General features: G+C 70.0%; 22 protein-coding genes and 1 tRNA gene. 16 read left to right on the top strand and 7 right to left on the bottom strand.

Translation table 11 applies throughout. From position 1 onward, the window contains the following. Positions 1 to 132: 132 nt before the first annotated feature. Together ACO07H_RS15305 and ACO07H_RS15300 are read left to right on the top strand one after the other, a co-directional pair. A complete protein-coding gene (locus ACO07H_RS15305) occupies positions 133 to 570 on the top strand; it encodes an Lrp/AsnC family transcriptional regulator (RefSeq protein ID WP_422015612.1) in 438 nt (145 codons plus the stop codon). Between the two features lie 124 nt (positions 571 to 694). Further along, positions 695 to 1,399 carry a PEP-CTERM sorting domain-containing protein gene (locus tag ACO07H_RS15300; RefSeq protein ID WP_422015610.1) on the top strand — a complete coding sequence of 235 codons (705 nt, stop codon included), beginning with the start codon at positions 695 to 697 and terminating at the stop codon, positions 1,397 to 1,399. Between the two features lie 40 nt (positions 1,400 to 1,439). On the opposite strand, the gene ACO07H_RS15295 is transcribed toward ACO07H_RS15300, so the two are convergent. The 3 genes from ACO07H_RS15295 to ACO07H_RS15285 are packed head-to-tail and all read right to left on the bottom strand — an operon-like array spanning position 1,440 to position 5,445. Next, positions 1,440 to 2,045 carry a histidine phosphatase family protein gene (locus ACO07H_RS15295; protein ID WP_422015608.1) on the bottom strand — a complete coding sequence of 202 codons (606 nt, stop codon included), beginning with the start codon at positions 2,043 to 2,045 and terminating at the stop codon, positions 1,440 to 1,442. After that, positions 2,042 to 3,061 carry a class I fructose-bisphosphate aldolase gene (locus ACO07H_RS15290; RefSeq protein ID WP_422018646.1) on the bottom strand — a complete coding sequence of 340 codons (1,020 nt, stop codon included), beginning with the start codon at positions 3,059 to 3,061 and terminating at the stop codon, positions 2,042 to 2,044. Before ACO07H_RS15290 ends, ACO07H_RS15295 begins: the two co-directional genes overlap by 4 nt. Before the next feature lie 14 nt (positions 3,062 to 3,075). Next, positions 3,076 to 5,445 (bottom strand): phosphoketolase family protein, encoded by a 2,370-nt coding sequence (locus tag ACO07H_RS15285; RefSeq protein WP_422015606.1) that lies wholly within the window; start codon positions 5,443 to 5,445, stop codon positions 3,076 to 3,078. Positions 5,446 to 5,912: 467 nt separating this feature from the next. On the opposite strand from ACO07H_RS15285, the gene ACO07H_RS15280 reads away from it, so the two are divergent. Continuing rightward, the gene (locus ACO07H_RS15280; RefSeq protein WP_422015604.1) at positions 5,913 to 6,734 is read left to right on the top strand and encodes a PRC-barrel domain-containing protein; all 822 of its coding nucleotides are present in this window, start codon (positions 5,913 to 5,915) and stop codon (positions 6,732 to 6,734) included. 438 nt (positions 6,735 to 7,172) lie between these two features. Here the strand turns inward: ACO07H_RS15280 and ACO07H_RS15275 are convergent, their stop codons facing one another. Further along, positions 7,173 to 7,535: a hypothetical protein gene (locus ACO07H_RS15275; RefSeq protein WP_422015602.1), complete on the bottom strand. Its 363-nt coding sequence runs from the start codon at positions 7,533 to 7,535 to the stop codon at positions 7,173 to 7,175. 278 nt (positions 7,536 to 7,813) lie between these two features. On the opposite strand from ACO07H_RS15275, the gene ACO07H_RS15270 reads away from it, so the two are divergent. From ACO07H_RS15270 to ACO07H_RS15230, 9 genes are all read left to right on the top strand, one after another. Further along, on the top strand, positions 7,814 to 8,191 hold the full coding sequence (locus ACO07H_RS15270) for a hypothetical protein (RefSeq protein ID WP_422015600.1): 378 nt from the start codon (positions 7,814 to 7,816) through the stop codon (positions 8,189 to 8,191). A gap of 174 nt (positions 8,192 to 8,365) precedes the next feature. Beyond that, positions 8,366 to 9,754: an ATP-grasp domain-containing protein gene (locus ACO07H_RS15265; protein ID WP_422015598.1), complete on the top strand. Its 1,389-nt coding sequence runs from the start codon at positions 8,366 to 8,368 to the stop codon at positions 9,752 to 9,754. Between the two features lie 205 nt (positions 9,755 to 9,959). After that, positions 9,960 to 10,319, top strand: coding sequence for a CzcE family metal-binding protein (locus ACO07H_RS15260; RefSeq protein WP_422015596.1), 360 nt, complete (start codon positions 9,960 to 9,962; stop codon positions 10,317 to 10,319). Positions 10,320 to 10,477: 158 nt separating this feature from the next. Beyond that, complete coding sequence (gene czcI / locus ACO07H_RS15255; protein WP_422015594.1) at positions 10,478 to 10,861, top strand: cation efflux protein, CzcI family; 384 nt, start codon at positions 10,478 to 10,480, stop codon at positions 10,859 to 10,861. 101 nt (positions 10,862 to 10,962) lie between these two features. Next, on the top strand, positions 10,963 to 12,270 hold the full coding sequence (locus ACO07H_RS15250; protein ID WP_422015592.1) for a TolC family protein: 1,308 nt from the start codon (positions 10,963 to 10,965) through the stop codon (positions 12,268 to 12,270). Positions 12,271 to 12,278: 8 nt separating this feature from the next. After that, positions 12,279 to 13,562 carry an efflux RND transporter periplasmic adaptor subunit gene (locus ACO07H_RS15245; protein ID WP_422015590.1) on the top strand — a complete coding sequence of 428 codons (1,284 nt, stop codon included), beginning with the start codon at positions 12,279 to 12,281 and terminating at the stop codon, positions 13,560 to 13,562. A gap of 11 nt (positions 13,563 to 13,573) precedes the next feature. Beyond that, positions 13,574 to 16,762 (top strand): efflux RND transporter permease subunit, encoded by a 3,189-nt coding sequence (locus tag ACO07H_RS15240; RefSeq protein ID WP_422015588.1) that lies wholly within the window; start codon positions 13,574 to 13,576, stop codon positions 16,760 to 16,762. Beyond that, entirely contained in the window at positions 16,759 to 17,445 is a 687-nt protein-coding gene (locus tag ACO07H_RS15235) for a heavy metal response regulator transcription factor (protein ID WP_422015586.1), read from the top strand. The genes ACO07H_RS15240 and ACO07H_RS15235 overlap by 4 nt, the downstream gene beginning before the upstream one ends. Continuing rightward, a complete protein-coding gene (locus ACO07H_RS15230) occupies positions 17,442 to 18,857 on the top strand; it encodes a heavy metal sensor histidine kinase (protein ID WP_422015584.1) in 1,416 nt (471 codons plus the stop codon). Before ACO07H_RS15235 ends, ACO07H_RS15230 begins: the two co-directional genes overlap by 4 nt. A 154-nt stretch (positions 18,858 to 19,011) precedes the next feature. On the opposite strand, the gene ACO07H_RS15225 is transcribed toward ACO07H_RS15230, so the two are convergent. Continuing rightward, a tRNA-Leu gene (locus ACO07H_RS15225) sits at positions 19,012 to 19,096 on the bottom strand. A gap of 92 nt (positions 19,097 to 19,188) precedes the next feature. Here ACO07H_RS15225 and cysM point away from each other — a divergent pair. Genes cysM through ACO07H_RS15210 form a run of 3 tightly spaced genes read left to right on the top strand, consistent with a single transcriptional unit; the run spans position 19,189 to position 20,862 of the window. Further along, positions 19,189 to 20,085 (top strand): cysteine synthase CysM, encoded by an 897-nt coding sequence (cysM, locus tag ACO07H_RS15220; protein WP_422015582.1) that lies wholly within the window; start codon positions 19,189 to 19,191, stop codon positions 20,083 to 20,085. Then, positions 20,082 to 20,618 carry an NUDIX domain-containing protein gene (locus tag ACO07H_RS15215; RefSeq protein WP_422015580.1) on the top strand — a complete coding sequence of 179 codons (537 nt, stop codon included), beginning with the start codon at positions 20,082 to 20,084 and terminating at the stop codon, positions 20,616 to 20,618. The genes cysM and ACO07H_RS15215 overlap by 4 nt, the downstream gene beginning before the upstream one ends. 16 nt (positions 20,619 to 20,634) lie before the next feature. Continuing rightward, positions 20,635 to 20,862, top strand: a complete 228-nt coding sequence (locus ACO07H_RS15210) for a sulfurtransferase TusA family protein (protein ID WP_422018645.1) — start codon at positions 20,635 to 20,637, stop codon at positions 20,860 to 20,862. 10 nt (positions 20,863 to 20,872) lie between these two features. Here ACO07H_RS15210 and galU read toward each other — a convergent pair whose 3' ends face one another. Then, positions 20,873 to 21,766, bottom strand: a complete 894-nt coding sequence (gene galU / locus ACO07H_RS15205; protein ID WP_422015578.1) for a UTP--glucose-1-phosphate uridylyltransferase GalU — start codon at positions 21,764 to 21,766, stop codon at positions 20,873 to 20,875. 85 nt (positions 21,767 to 21,851) lie between these two features. Here galU and ACO07H_RS15200 point away from each other — a divergent pair, with 85 nt between their 5' ends. Next, positions 21,852 to 22,805 (top strand): NAD(P)-dependent oxidoreductase, encoded by a 954-nt coding sequence (locus ACO07H_RS15200; RefSeq protein WP_422015576.1) that lies wholly within the window; start codon positions 21,852 to 21,854, stop codon positions 22,803 to 22,805. On the opposite strand, the gene ACO07H_RS15195 is transcribed toward ACO07H_RS15200, so the two are convergent. Next, a complete protein-coding gene (locus tag ACO07H_RS15195) occupies positions 22,799 to 25,621 on the bottom strand; it encodes a valine--tRNA ligase (protein WP_422015574.1) in 2,823 nt (940 codons plus the stop codon). The genes ACO07H_RS15200 and ACO07H_RS15195 overlap by 7 nt on opposite strands. Between the last annotated feature and the right edge of the window lie 55 nt (positions 25,622 to 25,676).

Genomic DNA, 25,676 nt, shown 5'->3' with positions numbered 1-25,676 from the left:
CCGTTGGACTGCGCGTGCAATCCCGTCGCCGCCCGCGCGGCGTGCCCGGCGCCAAGCCGCCGCGGGCGCGAAGTTGGCGGGTGCACTGCGATGGCACACTGCAAGCGCGACATCCGCGTGGGTTTCTGAGCCATGGACAAGATCGACAGGGAAATCCTCAGTCTCCTGGTGCGCGACGGCCGGCTCAGCTTCCGTGAGCTCGCCGATGCGGTGCACCTGAGCGCCAATGCCGTCGCAGAACGCTACCGGCGCCTGCGCGACAACGGCACCATCGTCGGCGTGCGCGCGTTGCTCGATCCGGCCGCGCTGGGCCGCAGCTTCGAGGCGCAGATCGAGGTGAAGCTGAATGCCGACACCGCGGCGCTCGAGTTCGAGGCCTCGCTGCGCCACATCCCGCAGATCGTCGCCGCGACGCTGATGACGGGGTCTTTCGACTACGCGCTCCGCGTGGCCTGCACCGACCGCACGGAGTTGATGCAGGTGACCGAAACACTGCGCAAGCAGGGCGGCGTGCGCGAGACCTACACGCGCATGGTGCTGCGCGAGATCCGGCTGTCCAACGGGCTGTGAGTGGCGGACAGCGTCCTCGCCCGGCCCGCGAGCTGGGGGGGCGGGGGCTCTTTTAGAGGCCTGGGCGCGTGGGGTCGGCGTGCAGATCATGGCGGTCCCTTCAACCACAGACCTGACTGCGCCCATGAACCTCACCACCAAGACCGCCCTGTCCGCCATCGCCGCCGCGGTGCTGGGCACCCTGGGCTCACCCGGCAGCGCCAGCGCCGCCGAGGTGAGCTGGACCCAATGGACCTCGGCCGTGGCCGGTAACAACGGCCGCGCGTTCGGCCAGATGGTCGCCGACGACGGCAGTTCCATCAGCGTGAGCTACAGCGGGCAGCTCGCCTTCTGGGATGCCCCCGGCAGCAATTCCTTCTGGCAGGACGGCGGCGGCACCTACACCAGTGCCGCCGTCGACAACGGCCCCGGCGACAGCGGCATGGTGGCGCTGTCGCGCCTGGGTACGCGCACGCTGACGTTTTCTCAAAGCGTGGGCAATGTCTTCTTCGCGCTCATCGGCCTGAACGCCGTGGGCTACGAGTTCGACCAGGACTTCACCATCGAAAGCAGCGGACCTGGCCACCTGGGCAGCGGCAGTTTCAGCAAACAGATCACCGCCGACGGCAAGTACCGGCTCACGGGATCGGGTGAGCCGCATGGCGTGATCCGCTTTGTCGACCCCGTCACGACGATTCGCTGGACCAGCCTGGCCGACGAGCAGTGGAACGGCTTCACCGTCGGCACCTATGGCGCCGCGCCGGTGCCCGAGTCGTCGACCTGGGCGCTGATGGGCCTGGGCCTGTTCGCGATGGGCTGCTTCCGCCGCAGGCGCTGCGCCACCGCGTGAGCACACGGCCGCCGGCCGGCCTCTTGAACGGCAGGCGCTGTCACCGGGCGCGCAGGCTGCCGCCCGCGCTTGCGTTCCACAGTGTGATGACCCGCCGTTGCGGGTGATCGACGTCGAAGCCCAGCATGCCGATAGAGGCCGGGGCGACGGCGAAGTGCTGGCCCTGCGCCACGGGCAGGCCGATCCAGCGTGCCGCCAGCACGCGGCCGAACTGGCCGTGCGAGAACAGCGCCACATGGCCGGTGAGGGCCGCAAGCGTGGCGATGAGCTGGTCGGCGCGGGCGCTGGCCTGCGCCGGCATCTCGCCGCCGGGGCAGCCGTTCTCCCAGACGTCCCAGGCGGGGTGCCGCTGGCGGATCTCGGCGGTGCGCAGACCCTCGTAGTCGCCGTAGTCCCATTCGGCCAGCCGGGCGTCGGTCTGCGCCAGGATGCCCAGGCCGGCCAGCTCGCAGGTGGCGCGCGCGCGCAGACGGGGGCTGGTCAGCACCCGCGAGAACGCGATGCCCTGCAGCGCCGGGGCGAGGGCTCGGGCCATGGCCTCGCCGTGCGGGGTCAGCGGCAGGTCGGTGCGGCCGGTGTGCTGGCCGGACAGCGACCAGGCGGTTTCGCCATGGCGGATGAAGTAGACCTGCAGCGGCGCGGTCATCGCGTCTCCATCGCGGTGTCGTACTCGCCGGAAAGGGCGGCACGGTTGCACCGGGCCCGGTGCACCAGGGCCGCCTGGGCGGCGGCACGGTTCGCGTCCTGGCCTGCCCAGATGTCCAGCGCCGGATGCTGCAGCGCGCGCGCGAACGAGAACGACAGCGGCCAGGGCGACCCGGGCCGCTGGTGCAGCGCGTTGAGCCGCATGCTGGCGTCGCGGCCTGATTGCCCGCCCGACAGGAACATGATGCCGGGCACCGCCGCCGGCACCACGCGGCGCAGGCACTGCAGCGTGGCCTCGGCCACCTCGGCGTCGCTGTGCTGCGTGGGGCAGGCCAGGCCGGCGATGACCATGTTGGGCTTCAGGATCAGCGCCTCCAGCCGCACGTCCTGGCGCGCCAACTGCGCGAAGACGCCGCGCAGCACGGCTTCGGTGACCTGCTGGCAGCGCTGTTGCGTGTGGGCGCCGTCCATCAGCACCTCCGGCTCGACGATGGGCACCAGCCCGGCCTCCTGGCACAGCGCCGCGTAGCGCGCCAGCGCGTGGGCATTGGCGTCGATGCAGGCGGGGGAGGGCAGGCGCCTGCCGTCCACCGCGAAGACGCCACGCCACTTGGCAAAGCGCGCGCCCAGCGCCGCGTAGCCCTGCAGGCGCTCGCGCAGGCCGTCCAGGCCTTCCGTGATCTTTTCGCCCGGGTGAGCAGCGAGATCCTGGGCGCCGGTGTCCACCTTGATGCCGACCAGCAGGCCGGCCTCCTGCGCGATCTGGACGAATGGCGTGCCGTCTGCCTGCGCCTGTCGGACCGTTTCGTCGACCAGGATCACGCCGCTGATGCACTCGCCCAGCCCCGGCGCGGTCAGCAGCAGTTCGCGGTAGGCGTGGCGCATCGCCAGCGTCTGCGCGATGCCGGCGGCGGCGAAGCGGCGGTTGCAGGTGCCGGTGCTCTCGTCCATGGCCAGCAGGCCTTTGCCGGTGGCGGCCAGCAGGCCTGCGGTCTCGGCCAGCGCCGGCAGCGTGATCGCGGTCATCGCAGTCATCGCGGTGCGGCCCACAGCCAGTCGCGGATCTCGGGCAGGTCCTGGCCGTGCCGGTCGATGTAGAGCTTGTGTTCGATCAGCTTGTCCCGGCACATCTGCCGCAGGTAGTCCGCCGGGCTGCCCAGGTCGGGCAGGCAGTCCAGCGCCTTCTGCACGAGGTGGAAGCGGTCCAGCTCGTTCTGCACCCGCATGTCGAAGGCGGTGGTGATGGTGCCTTCCTCCTTGTAGCCGTGCACGTGCAGGTGGCGGTTGGTGCGGCGGTAGGTCAGCTGGTGCACCAGCGACGGGTAGCCGTGGAAGCCGAAGACCACGTGCCTGTCCCGCGTGAAGAGCGCGTCGAAATCGGCCTCGCTCAGCCCGTGCGGGTGCTCGCTGGCCGACTGCAGCTTCATCAGGTCCACGACGTTGACGACGCGCAGCTTCAGGGCCGGCAGGTGCTGGCGCAGGATGGACGTGGCGGCCAGGATCTCCAGCGTCGGTGTGTCGCCGCAGCAGGCCATGACGAGATCGGGTTCGCTGCCGTGATCGTTGCTGGCCCAGGGCCAGATGGCGATGCCCTCGGCGCAGTGCACCGCGGCCTGGGCCATCGTCAGCCACTGCGGCAAGGCGTGCTTGCCGGCGATGATGACGTTGACGTAGTTGCGGCTGCGCAGGCAGTGGTCGGCCACAGACAGCAGGCAGTTGGCGTCCGGCGGCAGGTACACGCGCACGATGTCGGCCTTCTTGTTGACGACGTGGTCGATGAAGCCCGGGTCCTGGTGCGTGAAGCCGTTGTGGTCCTGCTGCCAGACGTGCGAAGCGAGCAGGTAGTTCAGCGACGCGATGGGCCGGCGCCAGGGCAGCTCGCGCGTCACCTTGAGCCACTTGGCGTGCTGGCTCACCATCGAGTCGACGATGCGGATGAAGGCCTCGTAGCTGTTGAACAGGCCGTGGCGGCCGGTCAACAGGTAGCCTTCCAGCCAGCCCTGGCACTGGTGCTCGCTGAGCATCGAGTCCAGCACCTGGCCATCGGGCGCGAGGAATTCGTCGTTGGCGAGGAGCTCGGCGTCCCACTGGCGGCTCGTCGCTTCGAAGACGGCGCCCAGCAGGTTGGACACCGTCTCGTCGGGCCCGAAGAGGCGGAAGTTGCGCGCGTTGCGGTTGAGCCTGAGCACGTCGCGCAGGAAGGCGCCCAGCACCAGCGTGTCCTGCGCCTGCGCGCCGCCCGGCGCGGTGACCGGCACGGCGTAGTCGCTGAAGTCGGGCAGCTGCAGTTCACGCAGCAGCAGGCCGCCGTTGGCATGCGGGTTCGCGCCCATGCGTTGCTCGCCCCTCGGTGCCAGGGCCGCGAGTTCGGGCAGCAGCCGGCCCGCCTTGTCGAACAACTGGTCTGGTTGGTAGCGCTTCATCCAGGTCTCGAGCAGTTCGACGTGCTCCGGGAACTCCGGGCTGACCAGCAGCGGCACCTGGTGCGAGCGGAAGGTGTTCTCGATCTGCACGCCGTCCACGGCCTGCGGTCCGGTCCAGCCCTTGGGCGAGCGCAGCACGATCAGCGGCCAGCGCGGCCGTTCCTTGACGTTGCGATGGCGCGCGTCGTCCTGGATCTGCTGGATGTGCTCGATGGCGCGGTCGGTCGCGGCGGCCATCCGCTGGTGCATCGCCATGGGGTCGTCGCCCTCCACGAAGATCGGCGTCCAGCCGCAGCCGGTGAAGAACTGCGCCAGTTCCTCGTGGCCGATGCGGGCCAGCAGGCCGGGGTTGCTGATCTTGAACCCGTTCAGGTGCAGGATGGGCAGCACCGCGCCATCGCTGACCGGGTTCAGCAGCTTGTTGGCGTGCCAGGCGGCGGCCAGCGGCCCGGTCTCGGCCTCGCCGTCGCCGACCACGCAGGCGACGATCAGGCCGGGGTTGTCGAAAGCCGCGCCGAACGCATGGCTGAGCGAGTAGCCGAGCTCGCCGCCTTCGTGGATGGAGCCCGGCGTCGTCGGTGCCACGTGGCTGGAGATGCCGCCCGGGAACGAGAACTGCGTGAACAGCTGCTTCATGCCGGCCAGGTCCTGCGAGACGCCGGGATAGAACTCGCTCCAGGTGCCTTCGAGGTAGACGTTGGCCACCAGGGCCGCGCCGCCGTGCCCCGGGCCGGCGACGTAGAACATGTTCAGGTCGTACTTCTGGATGGCGCGGTTCAGGTGTGCATAGATGAAGTTCTGCCCCGGCACCGTGCCCCAGTGGCCGACCACCAGCGGCTTGACGTGGTCCAGGGTCAGCGGCTCGCGCAACAGCGGGTTGTCGTACAGGTAGAGCTGGCCCACGGACAGGTAGTTGGCGGCGCGCCAGTACGCGTCGATCCGGTAGAGCTGGTCGGGCGAGAGGGTTTGGGTCTTCATGGGGCGGGGCTCGCCGCGTGCCGTGGCGCCTGGGGCGGTGGTGGTGTGTCGTCGGCGGGGCGCTCGGGCGTCGCGCCGGTCGTTTCTGCCACCGGACGCGACGGGCTTGCACCCCCTTCGTTGGCCCATCTCGACAACGCGAGCCAGCGCAGTTGCGTTTGCGCCCCCTGGTCGGGGTGGGTGTCTGCCATCACTGCGCGCTCCTGGGTTGTCGCCTAGACCCGGAACCTAGGCGGCCCTGCAAGCTCGGTCTGTGCGTTGCTGAACATGGGCGGTGCCCGCGTCCTGACGGCGGCCGGCCTGCCGGGGGCTGCCACCGGGCGTGTGCAGCGTCGTGCGGCAGCGAACAGACGTGCCTGGGGCCCAGCCGGCACAGTGTGTCGTCGTCACCTCATGGCCCGAGCCGTTCGGCGATGAAGTCAGCGCTCCAGCCGCCGGCCCGCCGGCACCTTCAAAGGACACCCGTCATGCTGCGCAACCTGAAAGACCTCGAGCACTACAAGATCAGCGCGACCGATGGCGCGATCGGACACGTCAAGGACTTCTATTTCGAGGACGACGCCTGGGTGATCCGCTACTTCGTGGTCGAGGCCGGGACCTGGCTGTCCAGCCGCAAGGTGTTGATCTCGCCGATCTCAGTCCACCGCCCGGACTGGCTGGCGCACACGCTGACGGTGTCGATCACGAAGGAGCAGGTCAGGAACAGCCCGGGCTTCGACACCGACCAGCCGGTGTCGCGGCAGAACGAAGTGCAGTACCTGGGCTACTACGGCTATCCGTCCTACTGGGATGGCGTCGGCCTGTGGGGCAACGGCCTGTATCCGTATGCGATGGTGCCGGGTTACGCGGGCTTCGCCGTGGACCGGGTCGAGCGCGAGCGGGAGCTGGAGGCCTACCTGCGCGACGAACGGGCTCGCCACCGCAATGATGACCCGCACCTGCGCAGCAGCAACGCCGTCACGGGCTACGACATCCATGCCACCGACGGCGACATCGGCCATGTGTCGGGCTTCCTGGTGGACGACGAGACCTGGGCCATCCGTTACCTCGTCATCGACACCAGCAACTGGTGGATGGGCCACAAGGTGCTGGTCGCGCCGGCCTGGATCAAGCGTGTGGACTGGTCCGAACGGGCCGTGCATGTCGACCTCAGCCGTGAGGTGATCCAGAGCGCGCCCGCCTACGACGCGTCGACCGACTGGCGCCGCGACCAGGAGGCCGACCTGTACCGCCACCATGGCCGCAGCGGCTACTGGGCCGGGGCCGCCTTGCACGAGACGGCGATCTGATGCCCTGATCCCGGCCCCGCGCAGGCGAAACGCTTCGTCTTGCGGGCACCGGGCGGGAACAAGGCGGACCGGACGGCGCCGCCGGTGCCCCGCCGCGATCAGGCCTTGGTGTTGAGTCGGGTGCCGAGCGTGCCGCCCGTTGCCAGCGCTGGTGCGTGGCGAGGAGCCGCAGCCTTGGTGCCATCGTGGTCGCCGTCTGCGTCCACTGGCTTCGCGGGCCGTGCGGCCTGCTGGGTCACGGCAGGGGTACGGGCTTGGGACATGGGGCTGATGGCAGACATGGTGATTCCAGTGGCGCAGGGTGCTGGGGTGCCGGGTGGGCGCCGGATTGGGCCGACCCGACCCCAGTACGTTGTTTTCGTCAGAGGGCGTCTGGCCTGAAAGGGCTTTACACCTCCGGCAAGGGCCGACGAAGCGCCGTGTCGACGTGCCCTGGCCCTAAGCCACCACGTTGAGCAGGCCGCCCGTCGTGGACGTGGGCGGCGCCGCGTTGGGTGCGGCGCTTGCAGGCGGGTTGTCGCCGCCGCGACGATGGGAGCGCAGCGCCGCGAAGGCCTGCTGGGCGCCGCCCAGGTCGCCGCTCTGCAAGGACTTGCCAATCTGCGCCAGAGGGCTGTTGGCATTGGCGGATGCGCTTGCGGGCGCACCTGCCGTCATCGATGCATAGGCCGCCTTCGCGGCATCGATGTCGTTGGACTGCAAGGCCTGTGACAGCGCCTTGAATTGCTGCTGCCGTTGCTGCCAGGCCTGTGCACCGCCTTGCGCGGCTGAGCTCTGACCGGCGGAAATTTTCATACCCATGGTGCTTCTCCTGGGCCGCGGTCCTGAACGAGGATTGATCAGGTGTGCCGAGCCACGTTCCCGTTTTCGACCGCCGCGCGGCGGAGCTGACACGAGGGGAGAAACCTTTACTCGGTGAAGCATCGTGAACGCTTGTATCGACGGGGTTTCTCCGCGGCGAACTGCGCGCCGGACGTGCGCCATATCGGCCCATCCATCCCGCCGCACAAGCTCAGCATTCCCTTGTCCACGCCGGGCATCTTCAAGCCCGGCGGACACCACCCCAACTGGAGTACCCCATGGGCATGCGCATCAATGGTTCCTCAGCGGCCTCAACCAGCCTGACATCGGGCGTGGCCACCATGCAGCAGCGTCAACAGGATTTCAAGGACCTGTTCTCGTCGCTGAAATCCGGCGACCTCGCGAGCGCGCAGAAGGCCTTCGCCAACCTGACTGCCGGCAAGGCCCTCGGCGCGGACAGCCCCCTGTCCCAGTTGGGCCAGGCGCTGCAGAGCGGTGATCTCAGCGCGGCACAGCAGGCCGGTCAGGCCTTGCAGGCCCAGCGCAGCGGCCATCTTCACGGGCACCATGGCGCACAGCCCGTGACGGCGGGCGTCCCCGCCGCGCCGGCACCCGCGCCGGCTGGACAGGGCACGATCATCAACCTGACCGCCTGAGCGCCGTGCGCCATCTCGGCCCCATCGCCGGCCTCGACGGCGAGCGGTTGCGCGATACCCAGGCGCATCGCGCAGGCGTCGCCAGATCCACGGCCACCACCCCCGCTCGGCCACTTGCGTGATGGGCCTGCGGCTCGCCGAGATCTCCTGAACACGCACAAAGGCAGCACCTCCATGGCCCATCTCCTCGTCATCGAACTGCCGGGCGGCAACGACACCGACATCCTGAGCGCGGCGCTCGAACAAGGGCACGCTTTCACGTTCCTGTGCGAGTCCCGTGCGATGTACGACTCGCAGCCCGTTGCCGGGGTCGCCCTGACGCTCGCGGATGCCGTCATCGAAGTGCCGGGCTTCGATGACGCCGCCGTCGAGGCGGCCGTCCTGCGGCAGCACGAGCGCCGCGCCATCGACGCGGTGATCTGCCTGATCGACATCCGGCTGGTCGAGGCGGCGCGGCTGGCGCAGCGCCTGGGGCTGGCGCACATCTCGCCGCAGACCGCCGCGCTGCTGCGCGACAAGTTCAGCGTGCGCCAGCGGCTGGCGGCCCATGGCATGGCGCAACCGGACTTCGCGCTGGCCGAGACCAACCCGGCCATCCGCGCCGCGGTCGATCGACTCGGGCTGCCGGTACTCATCAAGCCGGCCGACGGCTATGGCTCGCAGAACATCGTCGTGCTGCGGCACGCGACCGACCTGGACCCGCTGCTCAGCCCGCTGGACGGCCTCCTGCCCTGCCGCGCCGACTACGGGCTGGGCGTGCACGCCAATGACCGCCTGCTGGTGGAGCGGTACATGCACGGTGTGGTGGTCGGCTGCGACACGCTCACCGTCAAAGGCGAACACCGCCTGCTGGGCGTGAATGAAAAACAGTGCTTCGAGCTGCCGTCGCTCGCCATCTCGGGGGGCTGCTTCCAGGCCGACACGCCGGCCTTCGACACGATCCGGCGCTACGTCTTCGCGGTGCTGGACGCGGTCGGGTTCGATTGCGGCGCCACGCACACCGAGGTCATGCTGACCGCGGACGGGCCGCGCCTGATCGAGGTCAATGCCCGGCTGGTGGGCGCCAAGATCCCGCGGCTGCTGGACTATGCGCTGGGCCGCTCCGTGCATGCCGACCTGATCGATGTCCACCTGGGGCGCCAGCCCGCGCCACGGCCGCGCCGGGCGGAATCCGGGGTGGCGGCGACGCGCTGGATCGTGGCGCCCAGGCCCGGGACCCTGGCGCGCGTGGTGCTGCCGCCCCACCGGCATGCCGGGCTGCGCTGCGTCGAACTGCTCAAGCGCCCCGGCCAGCGCGTGCGCCCGCCGATCGAGAACGCCGACCGCATCGGCTACGTGATGACGACGGCGCCCACCCGCGCCGAGGCGGAACGATTGGCGGACCAGTTCGTGCAGGACACCCACGTGCTGCTGGTGGACGACGCGGACGCAGGCGGCTGGCCGCTGGCCAGGCCCGGCCTCACCGAGCGACGGTTTGAACCCCGGCCCTTGATCGAGCATCGGGATTCGACCGTGCCATGGGCCGAGCGTCCGCGGAAGGCCGACGGCGGGCTGTTGCCTTAGCCTGGGGCGTTCACGGCCAGGGCCAAGTCGACGGAGCGACTCTGCTGCCGGCTCGCGCTGCCGGCTCGCACTGCCGGCCCGCCCCAGATGACCAATTTGTCATTTTGAAGGCAGGGCTCCCGTCGGCGTCGGCTTTCTACATTGGTGCCCATGGTGAACGCAGCAGGTGGCTCCATCGAGTCGCCCGTTCATTGAAGGAGTCCCCATGAACCGCGTCATGTCCAAGTCTTCCCTGCTCGTCAGCCTGCTGGTCGCCGTGGGCGCCGCCCAGGCGGCCGCGGGTGCCGACCGCATGGTCAACGGCCGGTCGCAGCACGGCCTTGCCGCTGACGTCGCCGCCGTCGCTGCGGGCCAGCCCGGGCGCGTCATCAACGTCGACACCGAGAAGGCGTCGAACGTGAACTGCGGCGAGACCGTGGCCTTCCAGAAGGGCGGCAAGACCTTCGTCTGGAAGTTCGACTCGGCCAACCACCGCGCCGTCGACCTGCGCACCATCGCCCCGGCCGGCTTCATCGACCAGCCCTTCGTGGTCTACGTCTCCCGCAGCGAAGCCGAGCGCGGCTGATCGCCCGGGCCGGGCCGCGACGAGCGCGATGCCATCGCCGCGGCCAGTCGCCCTCCCGGGGCACGTCGCCAGCCTCGGCAGGCAAGACGACCGCCTGTCGCGACGCGCGGCGCGGCGGCGTCACCCCGGCTTCACAGGTTCCATAGACAATGCGGTCCATGCGTCGCTGGCTGACCCTCTTTCTGCTGTTCATGCTGCCGGTCCAGTTCTGCTGGGCGGCAGCGGCGGCGTATTGCCAGCATGAGGCGGCTGCGGCCAAGACCCACATCGGCCACCATGCCCACGAGCACGAGGCCAAGCCGGGTGACGCGCAGGCCGGCACCGCAGGGAAGCACGCCGGCAAGGCGGCGGCCGCCAAGGGCGGCAAGCTCGTCGCGGACAACGACTGCGGCTACTGCCACCTGAGCGTTGCCAAGTCCATGGTCCCGGTGGCCGGGCAGCTCCCGCTGGCCGCGCACGTCTTCATCGACTTCGGGCCCCTGCTGGCCTTCCAGTCGCGCGGCCCCGACCGCCATGAACGGCCCAAGTGGCGCATCGCCTGATTCGGCGAGCGCAGCGGTTCCTCCCTCATTCCCTGTCGCGGCCCTGACCGCGCCGCCCTCGCCGAATTCTTCGAGTTGTTTCCGCAACCCTGGAGTTTTCGATGCGCAGAACCTTCGTGCCGCTTGCATGCGCGGCACTCATCACATCCGTCGCCCAGGCCCAGACGCCGGCGTCCCCCCAGGCGCCGGCCGTTGACGCCCGCGTCGCCTCGCCGGCCACCCCGGCGCCACCCACGGGCTCGGTCACGCTGGAGGCCGCCGTGCAGACGGCGCTGCAGCTCAATCCGCAGCTGCGGGCGGCCACGGCCGACCTGGCGGCCAGCGACGGCAGCGTGCGCCAGGCCGGCCTGCTGCCCAACCCGGTGCTGGGCGTGGAGCAGGAAGACACCCGCTCGGCCACGCGCACCACCACCGTTCAACTGAGCCAGACGCTGGAGCTGGGCGGCAAGCGCGCGGCGCGGGTCGAACTGGCGCAGCGCGGCCAGGACATCGCGGCGCTGGACCTGGCCGCCCGCCGCGCCGACGTGCGTGCGGACGCCATCCAGGCGTTCTTCAACGCGCTCACCGCCCAGGAGCGGGTCAAGGTGGCCGAGGAGTCGCTGCGCATCGCCGCCAGCGGCGCCGACGCCGCCGCGCGCCGGGTCACGGCCGGCAAGGTGTCGCCCACCGAGGAGACGCGCGCCCGCGTCGCCGCGGCCAGCGCGCGCATCGAGCTGCGCCAGGCGCAGGCCGAACGCTCGGCCGCGCTGCACGGCCTGACCGCGGTGATGGGGCTGCAGGAAGGCGCCATTCAGCAGCTCGACGGCCCGGTCGACGTGCTGCCGCCGGCGCCGTCGGCCGTGGACATCGTGGCCCGGCTGGCGGATGCGCCCAGCGTGCGCCGCGCGCAGATGGAGATCCAGCGGGCCGACGCCGGCTACACGCTGGCCCGTGCGCAGGGCGTGCCCGACCTGACCGTGGGCGTGGGCGCCAAGCGCGCCCAGGAGCTGGGCCGCACGCAGGCCGTCATCAGCGTGTCCGTCCCGCTGCCGTTCTTCGACCGCAACCAGGGCGCGCAGCTCGAAGCGCTGCGGCGCAAGGACGCCGCCCAGGCCCGGGCGCAGGCAGAGGCGCTGCGCGTGCGCTCCGAGGTGCTGCAGCTGGCCGACCTGCTGCAGGCGCGCCGCGACGAGGTCGACGCGCTGCGCCGCGAGGTGCTGCCCGGTGCGCAGAGCGCCTACGAGGCGGCCCGCACCGGCTTCGAGCTGGGCAAGTTCAGCTTCCTGGACGCCCTCGACGCGCAGCGCACCTGGCTGCAGGTGCGCTGCCAGTACTACGCCGCCCTGGCGCAGGTCCACCGCCACGCCGCGGAGATCGACCGGCAGCTCGGCACCCCGAACGACCGCCCCGCGATGGGCACCCAACCTTGAGAGCGACGATGAACAACACCCACCAACCCCTGGCCAGGCTGCGCGCGGCGCTCGGCAGGAAGCAACTGATCGCCATCGCCGTTGTGCTGCTGCTGGGCGGCGCGGGAGCGGCTGCCATCCTGCGCATGGGCGCGGGCGCTCCCGCGGACGCCGGGCACGCCGAGGCCGGTGGCCACGACGATGACGAGCACCACGGCGAGGTCCAGGGCCACAAGCCGCATGCCGAGGGCGAAGGCCATGGCGCCGACGAAGGCCACGAAGAGACGGGCGAAGTGCGCCTGTCTGCCGAGCAGATCAAGGCGGCGGGCATCGTCATCGAGACGGCCGGGCCGGCCACGGTGCGCTCGACGCTGACGCTGCCCGGCGAGATCGCCTTCAACGAAGACCGCACGGCGCATGTGGTGCCGCGCGTGGGCGGCGTCGTCGAAGCCGTGCCGGTCGCGCTGGGCCAGCAGGTCACGCGCGGCCAGTTGCTCGCCGTGATCAGCAGCCCCACCGTGTCGGACCAGCGCGCCGAACTGCAGGCCGCCCAGAAGCGCCTGCAGCTGGCCCGCACCACCCACGAACGCGAGCAGCAGCTGTTCGAGCAGCGCATCTCGCCGCAGCAGGATGTGCAGCAGGCTGAGCAGGCCTGGCGCGAGGCCGAGATCGCCGTGGCCAATGCGCGCCAGAAGCTCCAGGCGCTCGGGGCATCGCCCGAGTCGTCGGCGCTGAACCGCTTCGAGCTGCGTGCGCCGTTCAACGGCGTCATCGTCGAGAAGCACATCGCGCTGGGCGAGCAGGTGCGCGACGACGCCAAGGTGTTCACCGTGTCCGACCTGCGCTCGGTGTGGGCGCAGATCAGCGTGCCGGCGCGCGACCTGACGCAGGTGCGCATCGGCGAGCGCGTGACCATCCGCGCCAGCGCGTTCGACCAGAGCGTCACCGGCCAGGTGGCCTATGTGGGCGCGCTGATCGGTGAGCAGACCCGCACCGCGCAGGCGCGCGTGGTGCTGGAGAACCCCGGCAACGCCTGGCGTCCGGGCCTGTTCGTGAACGTCGAGGTCGCGGCCGGTGAGGCGGCCGCCGCCGTGGCGGTCTTGGCCGATGCCGTGCAGAGCGTGGACGGCAAGTCCGTCGTCTTCGTGCGCACGGCGAACGGCTTCGCGCCCGTGCCGGTCGAACTCGGCCGCAGCGACGGCAAGCGGGTGGAGGTGACGTCGGGGCTGCGTGCCGGCAGGCCCTACGCCGCGGCCGGCAGCTTCGTCATCAAGTCCGAAGCGGGCAAGGCCTCGGCCAGCCACGCGCACTGATCGGGACGCCCATGTTTGAACGCATCATCCGTTTCGCCATCGAGCACCGCTGGCTGGTCATGCTGGCCGTGCTGGGCATGGCCGCGCTCGGCATCTTCAGCTACCAGAAGCTGCCCATCGACGCCGTGCCGGACATCACCAACGTCCAGGTCCAGATCAACACCAAGGCGCCCGGCTACTCGCCGCTGGAGACCGAGCAGCGCGTCACCTATCCCATCGAGACCGTCATGGCCGGCCTGCCCGGGCTGGAGCAGACGCGCTCGCTGTCGCGCTATGGGCTGTCCCAGGTCACCGTCATCTTCAAGGACGGCACCGACATCTACTTCGCCCGCCAGCTGGTGAACGAGCGCATCCTGAGCGCGCGCGGCCAGCTGCCGTCCGGCGTGGACCCCGACATCGGGCCGATCTCCACCGGCCTGGGCGAGATCTACCTGTGGACGGTGGAGGCGCAGCCTGACGCCAGGAAGCCCGACGGCGGGCCCTACACGCCGACCGACCTGCGCGAGATCCAGGACTGGGTCATCAAGCCGCAGCTGCGCAACGTCGCAGGTGTCACCGAGATCAACTCCATCGGCGGCTTCGCCAAGGAGTATCACGTCGCGCCCGACCCCAGCCGGCTGGCGTCCTACGGCATCACGCTGGCCGACGTCGTCAACGCGCTGGAGCGCAACAACGCCAACGTCGGTGCCGGCTACATCGAGCGGCGCGGCGAGCAGTACCTGATCCGCGCGCCGGGGCAGGTGCGCTCCATCGCCGACATCGGCAACGTGGTGCTGCGCAACGAGGGCAGCGTGCCGGTGCGCATCCGCGACGTAGCCACCGTGGAGATCGGCAAGGAACTGCGCACCGGCGCGGCCACGGACAACGGCAGGGAGGTGGTGCTGGGCACCGTCTTCATGCTGATCGGCGAGAACAGCCGCACCGTGTCGCAGGCGGTCGACAAGAAGATGGCGCAGATCAACGAGAACCTGCCGGCCGGCGTGCACGCGGTGACGGTCTACGACCGCACGACGCTGGTGGACAAGGCCATCGGCACCGTCAAGAAGAACCTGCTCGAAGGCGCGGTGCTGGTGATCGCGATCCTGTTCCTGTTCCTGGGCAACATCCGCGCCGCGCTGCTGACGGCGATGGTGATCCCGCTGGCGATGCTGTTCACCTTCACGGGCATGGTGCAGCAGCGGGTCAGCGCCAACCTGATGAGCCTGGGCGCGCTGGACTTCGGCATCATCATCGACGGCGCCGTGGTCATCGTGGAGAACTGCGTGCGGCGCCTGGCGCATGCGCAGGCCCGCAAGGGCAGCCCGCTGACCCGCGCCGAGCGGTTCCAGGAGGTGTTCCTGGCCTCCCAGGAGGCGCGCCGCCCGCTGCTGTTCGGCCAGCTCATCATCATGATCGTCTACCTGCCGATCTTTGCGCTGGCGGGCGTCGAGGGGAAGATGTTCCACCCGATGGCGTTCACGGTCGTGATCGCGCTGGTGGGCGCCATGATCCTGTCGATGACCTTCGTGCCGGCCGCCGTGGCGCTGTTCATCGGCGACAAGGTGGCCGAGAAGGAGAACCTGCTGATGGGCTGGGCACGCCGCGCCTACGAGCCGATGCTCAGGCGCGTCATGGACGCCAAGCCGCTGGTCATCACGCTGGCGCTGGTCATCGTGGGTCTGTCGGGGCTGCTGGCCACGCGCATGGGCAGCGAGTTCGTGCCCAGCCTGAACGAAGGCGACCTCTCCATCCAGACCTTGCGCATCCCCGGCACCAGCCTGTCGCAGTCGGTGGCGATGCAGCAGCAACTGGAGGCGACGCTGAAGGCCAGGTTCCCCGAGATCGAGCGGATCTTCGCGCGCACCGGCACGGCCGAGATCGCGTCGGACCCGATGCCGCCCAACATCTCGGACGCCTACATCATGCTCAAGCCGGTGGCCGACTGGCCGCAGCCCCGGCGCACCCGCGACGAGCTGGCGGCGGCGGTGAAGGCCGAGGTGGAGAAGCTGCCGGGGCAGAACTACGAGTTCTCCCAGCCCATCCAGCTGCGGTTCAACGAGCTGATCTCGGGCGTGCGCGCGGATGTGGCCGTCAAGGTGTTCGGCGACGACATGGCGGTGCTGGACGGCTCGGCGCAGCGCATCGCGGCCACGCTCAAGGGCATCGCCGGCGCCACCGAGGTCAACATCGAGCAGACCACCGGCCTGCCCATGCTGACCGTGCAGATCGACCGCGAGAAGACCGCGCGCTACGGCCTGAACGTGCAGGACGTGCAGGACACGCTGGCGACGGCGGTGGGCGGGCGCGAGGCGGGCACGATGTTCGAGGGCGACCGCCGCTTCGACATCCTGGTGCGCGTGCCCGAGTCGGTCCGCTCCGACCTGGAGGCCATCAAGCGGCTGCCGGTGCCGCTGCCGACCCGCGGCGACGGCAACGGTGCGCGGCGCTTCATCCCGCTCAGCGAGGTGGCCGACCTGACGCTGGCGCCCGGCCCCAACCAGGTCAGCCGCGAGAACGGCAAGCGCCGCGTGGTCGTCAGCGCCAACGTGCGCGGGCGCGACATGGGCTCGTTCGTCGCCGAGGCGGAGGCCGCCATCCAGCAGCAGGTCCAGCTGCCCACCGGCTACTGGATGACCTGGGGCGGCCAGTTCGAGAACCTGCAGTCCGCGACCGAGCGGCTCAAGGTCGTCGTGCCGGTGTCGCTGCTGCTGGTCTTCACGCTGCTGTTCGTCATGTTCGGCAATGTCAAGGACGGCCTGCTGGTGTTCACCGGCATCCCGTTCGCGCTGACCGGCGGCATCGTGTCGCTGTGGCTGCGCGGCATCCCGCTGTCGATCTCGGCGGCGGTCGGCTTCATCGCGCTGTCCGGCGTGGCCGTGCTCAACGGGCTGGTGATGATCTCGTTCATCCGCAACCTGCGCGAGTCCGGCAAGGGGCTGGACGAGGCGATCTTCGAGGGCGCGGTGACCCGGCTGCGGCCGGTGCTGATGACGGCGCTGGTGGCGTCCCTCGGCTTCGTGCCCATGGCGATCGCGACCGGCACGGGCGCGGAGGTGCAGCGCCCGCTGGCCACCGTGGTCATCGGTGGCATCCTGTCGTCCACGGCGCTGACCTTGCTCGTGCTGCCTGCGCTGTACCGCCTGGTGCACCGGCGCGAGAACGAACCGGCGCCCGGAGCAGGAGCGGCGCCCGAGGACACTGCCGCACCGGAGGGCGCTTGAAGCTGCTGGTCGTCGAAGATGAAGCCAAGGCGGCCGCCTACCTGCGCAAGGGGCTGACCGAGGAGGGCTACCAGGTCGAGGTGGCCCACAACGGTGTGGACGGCCTGCACATGGCGTCCGTGCACGACTACGACCTGATCGTGCTGGACTGGATGCTGCCCGGCATCGATGGTCTGGCGCTGCTCGCGGCGCTGCGCCAGACCCGCGCGGTGCCGGTGCTGATGCTGACGGCGCGCGGCCAGATCGACGACCGGGTGCGCGGCCTGCAGGGCGGCGCCGACGACTACCTGGTCAAGCCCTTCGCCTTCTCGGAGCTGGTCGCGCGCATCCAGGTGCTGCTGCGCCGCGCCAGCGGTGCGCGCACGGTGGCCGAGACGACGCAGTTCAAGGTCGCGGACCTGGAGGTCGACACCGTTCGCCGCAAGGCGATGCGGGCCGGCCAGCGGCTTGATCTCTCGCCCAAGGAGTTCAGCCTGCTGGCGCTGCTGCTGCGCCGGCAAGGCCATGTGCTGTCGCGCACCGAGATCGCCGAGCAGGTCTGGGACATGAATTTCGACAGCGAGACCAACGTCGTCGAGGTCGCCATCCGCCGGCTGCGCGCCAAGCTGGACCAGCCGTTCGAGCGCCCGCTGCTGCACACGGTGCGCGGCATGGGCTATGTGCTGGAGGACCGCGCGCCATGACGCCCCCGTCGCCCGCGCCCGGCGCACTGGGCGCCACGAGCCTGCGCGGCCGGCTGTCGCGCCTCTTCGCGCTGCAGACCATGGTGGGCCTGGGGGGGGTGTGCGCGGTGGTCTACGTCGTCATCGCCCTGACGCTGGCCCACCGGCAGGACGAGCTGCTGGCGCACAAGCGCGTGGCCGTCGAGCGGCTGCTCAACGAGGGCGGTGCCGTGCACGACCTGGCCAGCATCCGCCACCTGCTGAGCGACTTCATGGCCGGGCACGACGAGCTGTCCCTGGCCGTGCGCCAGCCCGGGCGGGCGCCGGTGTTCGAGAGGAACGTGGGCCGGCGCATGGCGCCCCTGCACAAAGGCGTCGGCTTCCCGGTGACGCTGTCCGCCGCGGTGGGCGGGCCGGGGTGGGTCGAGCTGGGTTACGACACGAGCAACGACGAGCAACTGCTCAGCCGGCTGTTCTGGACGCTGCTGACCACGGCGCTGGTCGGCACGCTGGCGGTGTCGGCCTCGGGCTTCGTGCTGGTGAAGAAGGGGCTGGCGCCGCTGAATGCGCTGGCGCGCCAGACCGCCACGCTGGATGCGCGTCATCTGGACCAGCGCCTGGACCTGGCCGGCCAGTCCGAGGAAATCCAGCCGCTGCTGGTGCAGTTCAATGCCTTGCTGGACCGGCTGCAGGTCGCGTACCAGCACATGGAGGCCTTCAACGCCGACGTGGCGCACGAGTTGAACAACCCGCTGTCCATCCTGATCGGCAGCTGCGACGTGGCGCTGCGCCGGCCCCGGTCGGCGGCGGAACTGCACGAGGTGCTGAGCTCCAACCTGGAGGAGCTGCGGCGCATCGCCGTCATCGTCGCGGACATGCTGTTCCTGTCCAACGCGGAGCGGGGCGCGTCGGCACGCCGGGCCCCGCCCGCCAGCATGGCCCGGTTGGTCGCCGAGGTGGTCGACTACCACGACGCCGTGCTGGCGGAGTCGCAGCTGACGGTGCGGGTACTGGGTGACGCGCAGGCGGCGGTCGACACCGGGCTGGTGCGGCGGGCGGTCTCCAACCTGCTCGGCAACGCGGCGCGCTACGCGCTGCAGGGCTCGCGGGTCGAGGTGCGGATCGGCCGCGCGGACCCCCGCCACGTGTCCATCGGCGTCCACAACCGCGGGCCGGTCATCGCCGCGGCCCACCTGCCGCGGCTGTTCGACCGCTTCTATCGCATCGACCCCTCGCGCACCAACGCGGACCGCAATCACGGTCTCGGCCTGGCCATCGTCGCGGCCATCGCGAAGATGCATGGCGGCACGGCCAGCGCCCGGTCCTCGCAAAGCGGCACGCTGGTGCAGTTCACGCTGCAGATGTGGGAGTCGTCGCCCGACGGGGCCTTCGGCGCGTCGGACACTGCCGCCGCTGAACCTCCGGGGCGCTGAGCGAGATGCCGCGGGGGGTGGCCGACACGCCTGGGCGGTGTTCGATGCGCGCGTCGCCGCATCGGGTCGGACGGAGCTGCCTGGATGCCGTCTCGGCCCAGCGGTTGCTTGCCAGACACGGCGGCAAGCGCGATACACCAACAGCTGTCTCTTCTGGTGCCCGGGGCCGGACTCGAACCGGCACACCTTGCGGCGGGGGATTTTGAGTCCCCTGCGTCTACCGATTTCGCCACCCGGGCCCGTCGGAAACAGCATCGCGCTTGTCACGCGAGGGGCGGATTATGCACTCGACAAGGCGCGGGTTTGGATCCCGCTGCCACAATCCGTGTCCATGAGCTATCCGACCCTCGAAGACGTCATCGGCGCGACGCCCATGGTGCGCCTGCAGCGGCTGCCGGGGCCCGATGCGCGCGGCAACGTGATCCTGGCCAAGCTGGAGGGCAACAACCCGGCCGGCTCGGTGAAGGACCGCCCGGCCATCAGCATGATCAAGCGGGCCGAGGAGCGCGGCGAGATCAAGCCGGGCGACACGCTGATCGAGGCGACTTCGGGCAACACCGGCATCGCGCTGGCCATGGCGGCGGCCATCCGCGGCTACCGCATGGTGCTCATCATGCCGGAGGACCTGTCCATCGAGCGCGCGCAGACGATGAAGGCGTTTGGCGCCGAACTCATCCTGACCCCGCGCACCGGCGGCATGGAGTACGCCCGCGACCTGGCCGAGCAGATGGCGGGCGACGGCAAGGGCCGCGTGCTGGACCAGTTCGCCAATGGCGACAACCCGCGCGTGCACTACGAGACCACCGGCCCCGAGATCTGGCGCGACACGGGCGGGCGCGTCACGCACTTCGTCAGCGCGATGGGCACGACGGGCACCATCACCGGCGTGTCGCGCTACCTGAAGGAGCAGCACGCGGGCGTGCGCATCGTCGGTGCGCAGCCGGCCGAGGGTTCGCGCATTCCGGGTATCCGCAAGTGGCCCGAGGCCTACCTGCCCAAGATCTACGACCCCAGCGGTGTGGACGAACTGGTGCTGGTGAGCCAGGACGATGCCGAGGACATGGCGCGGCGCCTGGCCCGCGAGGAAGGGCTGTTCGCAGGCATCTCGGCGGCGGGCGCCTGCTGGGTGGCACTGCAGATGGCGAAGACGGTGGAGAACGCCACCATCGTCTTCATCGTCTGCGACCGCGGCGACCGCTACCTGTCGACGGGGGTCTTTCCCGCATGACGGGCCAGTTCAGGTTCTGCCCGGCCTGCGCGAGCGAACTGGCGCTGATCACCGCGGCGGAGGACGGCGGCGACAAGCTCCGGCTGCGCTGCCCGGCCTGCGACTTCACGCACTGGAACAACCCGACGCCGGTGCTGGCGGCCGTCATCGAGTGCACGGACCGTGAGGGCCGCGTGCTGCTGGCGCGCAATGCCGCCTGGCCCGGGCGCTTCTTCGGGTTGATCACGGGCTTCATGGAAGCCGGCGAATCGCCCGAGGAGGGCATCCGCCGCGAGATCGCGGAGGAGACGTCGCTGCAAGTCCAGTCCCTGGACCTGCTGGGCGTGTGGGACTTCCAGCGCATGAACCAGATCATCATTGCCTACCATGCGGCGGCGCACGGCGACATCCGCCTGTCGCCCGAGCTGGCGGAGTACAAGCTGATCGCGCCCGAAGCGGTGCGCTGCTGGCCGCAGGGCACCGGCCAGGCGCTGGCCACCTGGCTGCGCTCGAAAGGCCTGGAGCCGCAATGGATGGACATCAAACGAGACTGACCGAATGAGCGCAAAGATGGACGTACAGCGAGAACTGGACACCCGGGGCCTGAACTGCCCCCTGCCGATCCTGAAGGCCAAGAAGGCCTTGGCCGAGATGGCCAGCGGCGAGCTGCTGCGCGTGGTGGCGACCGATCCGGGGTCCACGCGCGACTTCCAGGCCTTCGCGCGCCAGACCGGCAACGAGCTGGTGGAGCAGAACTCGTCGGGCGACGAGTTCACCCACATCCTGCGCCGGCGCTGAACGCCAGGCCTCAGAGCTCAAGGCCTTTCAGGAACTCACGGAAGCCCGGGCCGAGGTCCGGGTGGGCCAGGGCCAGCTCGACGTTGGCCTGCAGGAACCCCTCCTTGCTGCCGCAGTCGTAGCGCTTGCCCTCGTAGCGGTAGGCGAACACCTTCTCGCGGCGCAGCAGGCCGGCGATGCCGTCGGTGAGCTGGATCTCGCCGCCCACGCCGCGCGGCTGGTTGGCGATCTCGTGGAAGACACCGGGCGTCAGGATGTAGCGGCCGGCCACGCCCAGGCGTGACGGCGCGACTTCGGGCGCGGGCTTCTCGACGATGCGGTTCACGTCCATCACGTGGTCGTTCACGTGCGTGCCAGCGACGATGCCATAGCGGCGCGTGTGCTCGGCCGGCACTTCCTGCACGGCGAGGATGGACGCGCGCCACTCGCGGAACTGCTCCACCATCTGCTTCAGGATGGATTGGCCTCCGACGGGGCCGACCATCAGGTCGTCGGCCAGCAGCACGGCGAAGGGCTCGTTGCCCACCAGGCGCTGGCCGCACAGCACGGCGTGGCCCAGGCCCAGCGCCTGCGCCTGGCGCACGTAGATGCACTCCATGTCGTCGGGCTTGACGCTGCGCACGACGTCCAGCAGCTCCTGCTTGCCGGCGTTCTCCAGCGCCACCTCCAGCTCGAAGGTCATGTCGAAATGGTCTTCGATGGGGCGCTTGTGGCGCCCGGTCACGAAGATCATCTCGCGCACCCCGGCAGCGTAGGCCTCCTCCACGGCGTACTGGATCAGCGGCTTGTCGACGACGGGCAGCATCTCCTTGGGCTGCGCCTTGGTGGCGGGCAGGAAGCGCGTGCCGAGGCCGGCAACCGGGAAGATGGCTTTGGTGATCGGCGATTGGGTCGAAGAGGCCATGAACTTAAACTCGATGGAAGAGGCGCGAGGATTCTGTCATGGGGGTCATGACGCAACGCGTAGGACTCGTGACCATTTCATCAACATGTCCGTCCTGATCCTGGAACCGCTGGACGCCGAGGTCGTGCAATGGCTGGCCGAGCGCCATGACGCGCGCTTTGCACCGGAACTGGTGGGCGATCTCGACGGCCTGCTCGACGCGCTGCAGGGTTCGCGCGCGCTCATCGCCCCGCCCGAGGTCCGCATCGACGCCGAGCTGCTGCGCGGCGCGCCCACGCTGTGCGCCATCGGCCGCGCCAGCGGCGGCAACGAGAACATCGACCTCGAAGCCTGCCGCCGGGCCGACGTGGAGGTCGTGCGCTCCCAGTCGTCCACCGCTGCTGCGGAGGCGGAGTTCGCCGTCGGCGCGCTGCTGGCCTTGCTGCGTCGCCTGCCCGTGGAGGGCAGCGACGGCCTCAAGGTCGGCCGCGAGCTGGGCTGCGCGACCATCGGCGTGCTGGGCCTGACGCCCACGGCGCGTGTGTTGACGCAGCTGCTGCAGGCCTTCGGTTCGCGCGTCGTCGGCTACGACCCGGCCGTTCACCCGAGCGACGGCACCTGGACGCGCTGGGGCATCGAGGCCGTGGGCCAGGGCGAGCTGATGGAGCAGAGCGACGGCCTGGTGCTGCTGCTGCCTTATTTCGAGCGCTACCGCGGCGTCATCGGCGAGCGTCAGCTGGGCGGCGCCCGCGCCGGGCAGGTGCTCGTCAACCTCGGGCATTCCAGCCTGGTCGACGAGACGGCGCTCGCGCACGCGCTGCGCAGCGGCAAGCTGCGCGCGGCTTGGTTCGACGGCATGGAGCCGGGCCGGCTCGAGCCCGGCCGGCCGCTGCACGGCATCGGCACGCTGCAGGTGACGCCGCGGCTGGCGGGCACCACGCGCGAGTCGCGTGTGCGCGCCGCCTGGGCCGTGGCGCGCGGCATCGACGAGCTGCTGACGCCGCAAGCCCCGAAGGGCCGCGGCGGCGAGGCGAAAGCGAAGGTCGCCGGCTACTACTGAGCCGACTGCGGCAGCCGCGCGAGCTGCTCGCGCAGGCGCAGCACCGTTTCCTTGAAACCGGCCACGCGGGCGCGCTCCTGCTCCACGACGGCAGCCGGCGCACGGGCCACGAAGCTCTCGTTGGAGAGCTTGGCCTCGGCCTTGGTGATCTCGCCCTCCAGGCGCGTGGCTTCCTTGGTCAGCCGTGCGCGTTCGGCCTCGACGTCGATCTCGACCTTCAGTGCCAGCCGGCTTGCGCCGTGGACGAGCACCGGCGACGTGGCGCTCTGCTTCGCGAACTCGGCGTCGTCCGCGATCAGCTCCACGGCGCTGAGCTTGGCCAGCACCTTCAGCACCGCGGCCGCTTCGTTCAGGAAGCCCAGGTCGCCGCCCACAAGCAGCGGCACGCGTTCGGCGGGGCTCAGCGCCATCTCGCTGCGCAGGCTGCGCGTGGTGCCGACGACGGCCTTGAGCTGGGTCATCCACGCGTCGGCCTCGGCGTCGACGCGCTCGGGCTGGCTGACGGGGTAGGGCGCCTGGCCGATGAAGTCGGTCCCCTTGCGGCCTGCCACGGGCGCCACGGTCTGCCACAGCTCCTCGGTGATGAAGGGCGCAATGGGATGCAGCAGCCGCAGTGTGGTCTCCAGCACGCGGATCAGCGTGCGGCGGGTGGCGCGTTGCTCGGACTCGTCACCGGTCTGGATCTGCACCTTGGCGATCTCCAGGTACCAGTCGCAGTATTCGTCCCAGACGAAGCTGTAGACGGCGTTAGCGACGTTGTCGAGGCGGTACTCGGCAAAGCCTTGCGCGGCAGCCGCTTCGACGCGCTGCAGCTCGCTGGTGATCCAGCGGTCCGCCTGGCTGAAGGTGTTGTAGCCGGGCGGGCAGGCGCCCTGGTCGTGTGCCAGGCCGCAGTCCTGGCCTTCGCAGTTCATCAGCACGAAGCGGGTCGCGTTCCAGAGCTTGTTGCAGAAGTTGCGGTAGCCCTCGCAGCGCTTGGTGTCGAAGTTGATGTTGCGACCCAGGCTCGCATACGACGCCATCGTGAAGCGCAGCGCGTCGGCGCCGTAGGCCGGCATGCCTTCGGGGAACTCCTTCTTCACGCGGGCCGCCACCTTGGGCGCGGTCTCGGGCTTGCGCAGGCCCTGGGTGGATTTCTGGATCAGCGTGTCGAGGTCCACACCCTGGATCAGGTCCACCGGGTCCAGCACGTTGCCCTCGCTCTTGCTCATCTTCTGGCCCTGCGAGTCGCGCACCAGGCCATGGATGTAGACGTCCTTGAACGGCACCTGCCCGGTGAAGTGCGTCGTCATCATGATCATCCGGGCGACCCAGAAGAAGATGATGTCGTAGCCCGTCACGAGCACGGACGAGGGCAGGAACAGCTGCTGCTCCAGCGTCTTCTCCGGCCAGCCCAGCGTGGAGAACGGCACCAGCGCCGACGAGTACCAGGTGTCCAGCACGTCGGGGTCACGCGTCAGCTCGCCGAGGTAGCCGGCCGCCTTGGCGCGCGCGTGGGCTTCGTCCTCGCTGCGTGCGACGAACAGCTCGCCGCCCGTGCCGTACCAGGCCGGGATCTGGTGGCCCCACCACAGCTGGCGCGAGATGCACCAGTCCTGCAGGTTGCCCATCCAGTGGTTGTAGGTGTTGACCCACTGCTCGGGGTGGAACTTCACGGCACCGGTCTCGACGGCCTCGATCGCCTTGGTGGCCATGCTCTTGCCGTCCGCGCTCGGCTTGGTGACGGCGACGAACCACTGGTCCGTCAGCATCGGCTCGACCACCTGGCCCGTGCGCTCGCAGCGCGGCACCTGCAGCTTGTGCTTCTTCACTTCGACCAGCAGGCCCTGCGCGTCCAGGTCCGCCACGATGCGCTTGCGTGCCACGAAACGGTCCAGGCCGCGGTAGGTCTCGGGTGCGTTGTCGTTGATCCTGGCCTGCAGGTCCAGCACCGAGATCATGTCCAGGCCGTGGCGCTGGCCGACGGCGTAGTCGTTGGTGTCATGGGCCGGCGTGACCTTGACGACGCCGGTGCCGAACTCGCGGTCCACGTAGTCGTCCGCAATGACGGGGATCTCGCGGTCCGTCAGCGGCAGCTTGACTTGTCTGCCGATCAGCGCGGTGTAGCGCTCGTCCTCGGGATGGACCATGACGGCCACGTCGCCCAGCATGGTCTCGGGGCGTGTGGTGGCCACGACGACCGAGCCCGAACCGTCCGCCAGCGGATAGCGGATGTGCCACAGCGAGCCGTCTTCCTCCTCGGAGCTGACTTCCAGGTCCGACACGGCGGACTGCAGCACCGGGTCCCAGCTCACCAGGCGCTTGCCGCGGTAGATCAGCCCTTCCTCGAACAGGCGCACGAAGGTCTCGACGACCACGGTCGAGAGCTTCTCGTCCATCGTGAAGTACTCGTGCTTCCAGCTGACCGAGTCGCCCAGGCGGCGCATCTGGCCGGTGATGGTGTTGCCGGACTCCTGCTTCCAGTCCCACACGCGGGCGACGAAGTTCTTGCGGCCGAGGTCGTGGCGGCTCTGGCCCGCGGCCTGCAACTGGCGCTCGACGACGATCTGCGTCGCGATGCCGGCATGGTCGGTGCCCGGCACCCACAGCGTGTTGTCGCCCTTCATGCGGTGGTAGCGCGTCAGCGAGTCCATCACCGTCTGGTTGAAGGCATGGCCCATGTGCAGCGTGCCCGTCACATTCGGCGGCGGCAACTGGATGGAGAACGACGGCTTGGCCGGGTCCAGCGTCGGCTCGTACAGGCCGGCGGCTTCCCAGGTGGGGCCCCAGTGGGCTTCCAGGGCGGCGGGTTCGAAGGACTTGGCGAGTTCGGTCACGGGGCGGTCTCGGCTGGCTCCGTGCGCACGGAGCGGGGTCGTCTGGAGGGGAGCC

It is taken from the genome of Roseateles sp., assembly GCF_965229315.1.
Taxonomy (GTDB): Bacteria; Pseudomonadota; Gammaproteobacteria; order Burkholderiales; family Burkholderiaceae_C; genus Pelomonas.
The sequence above is the reverse complement of the archived record's forward strand: the minus strand, read 5'-3'. Positions and strand labels throughout refer to the sequence as shown.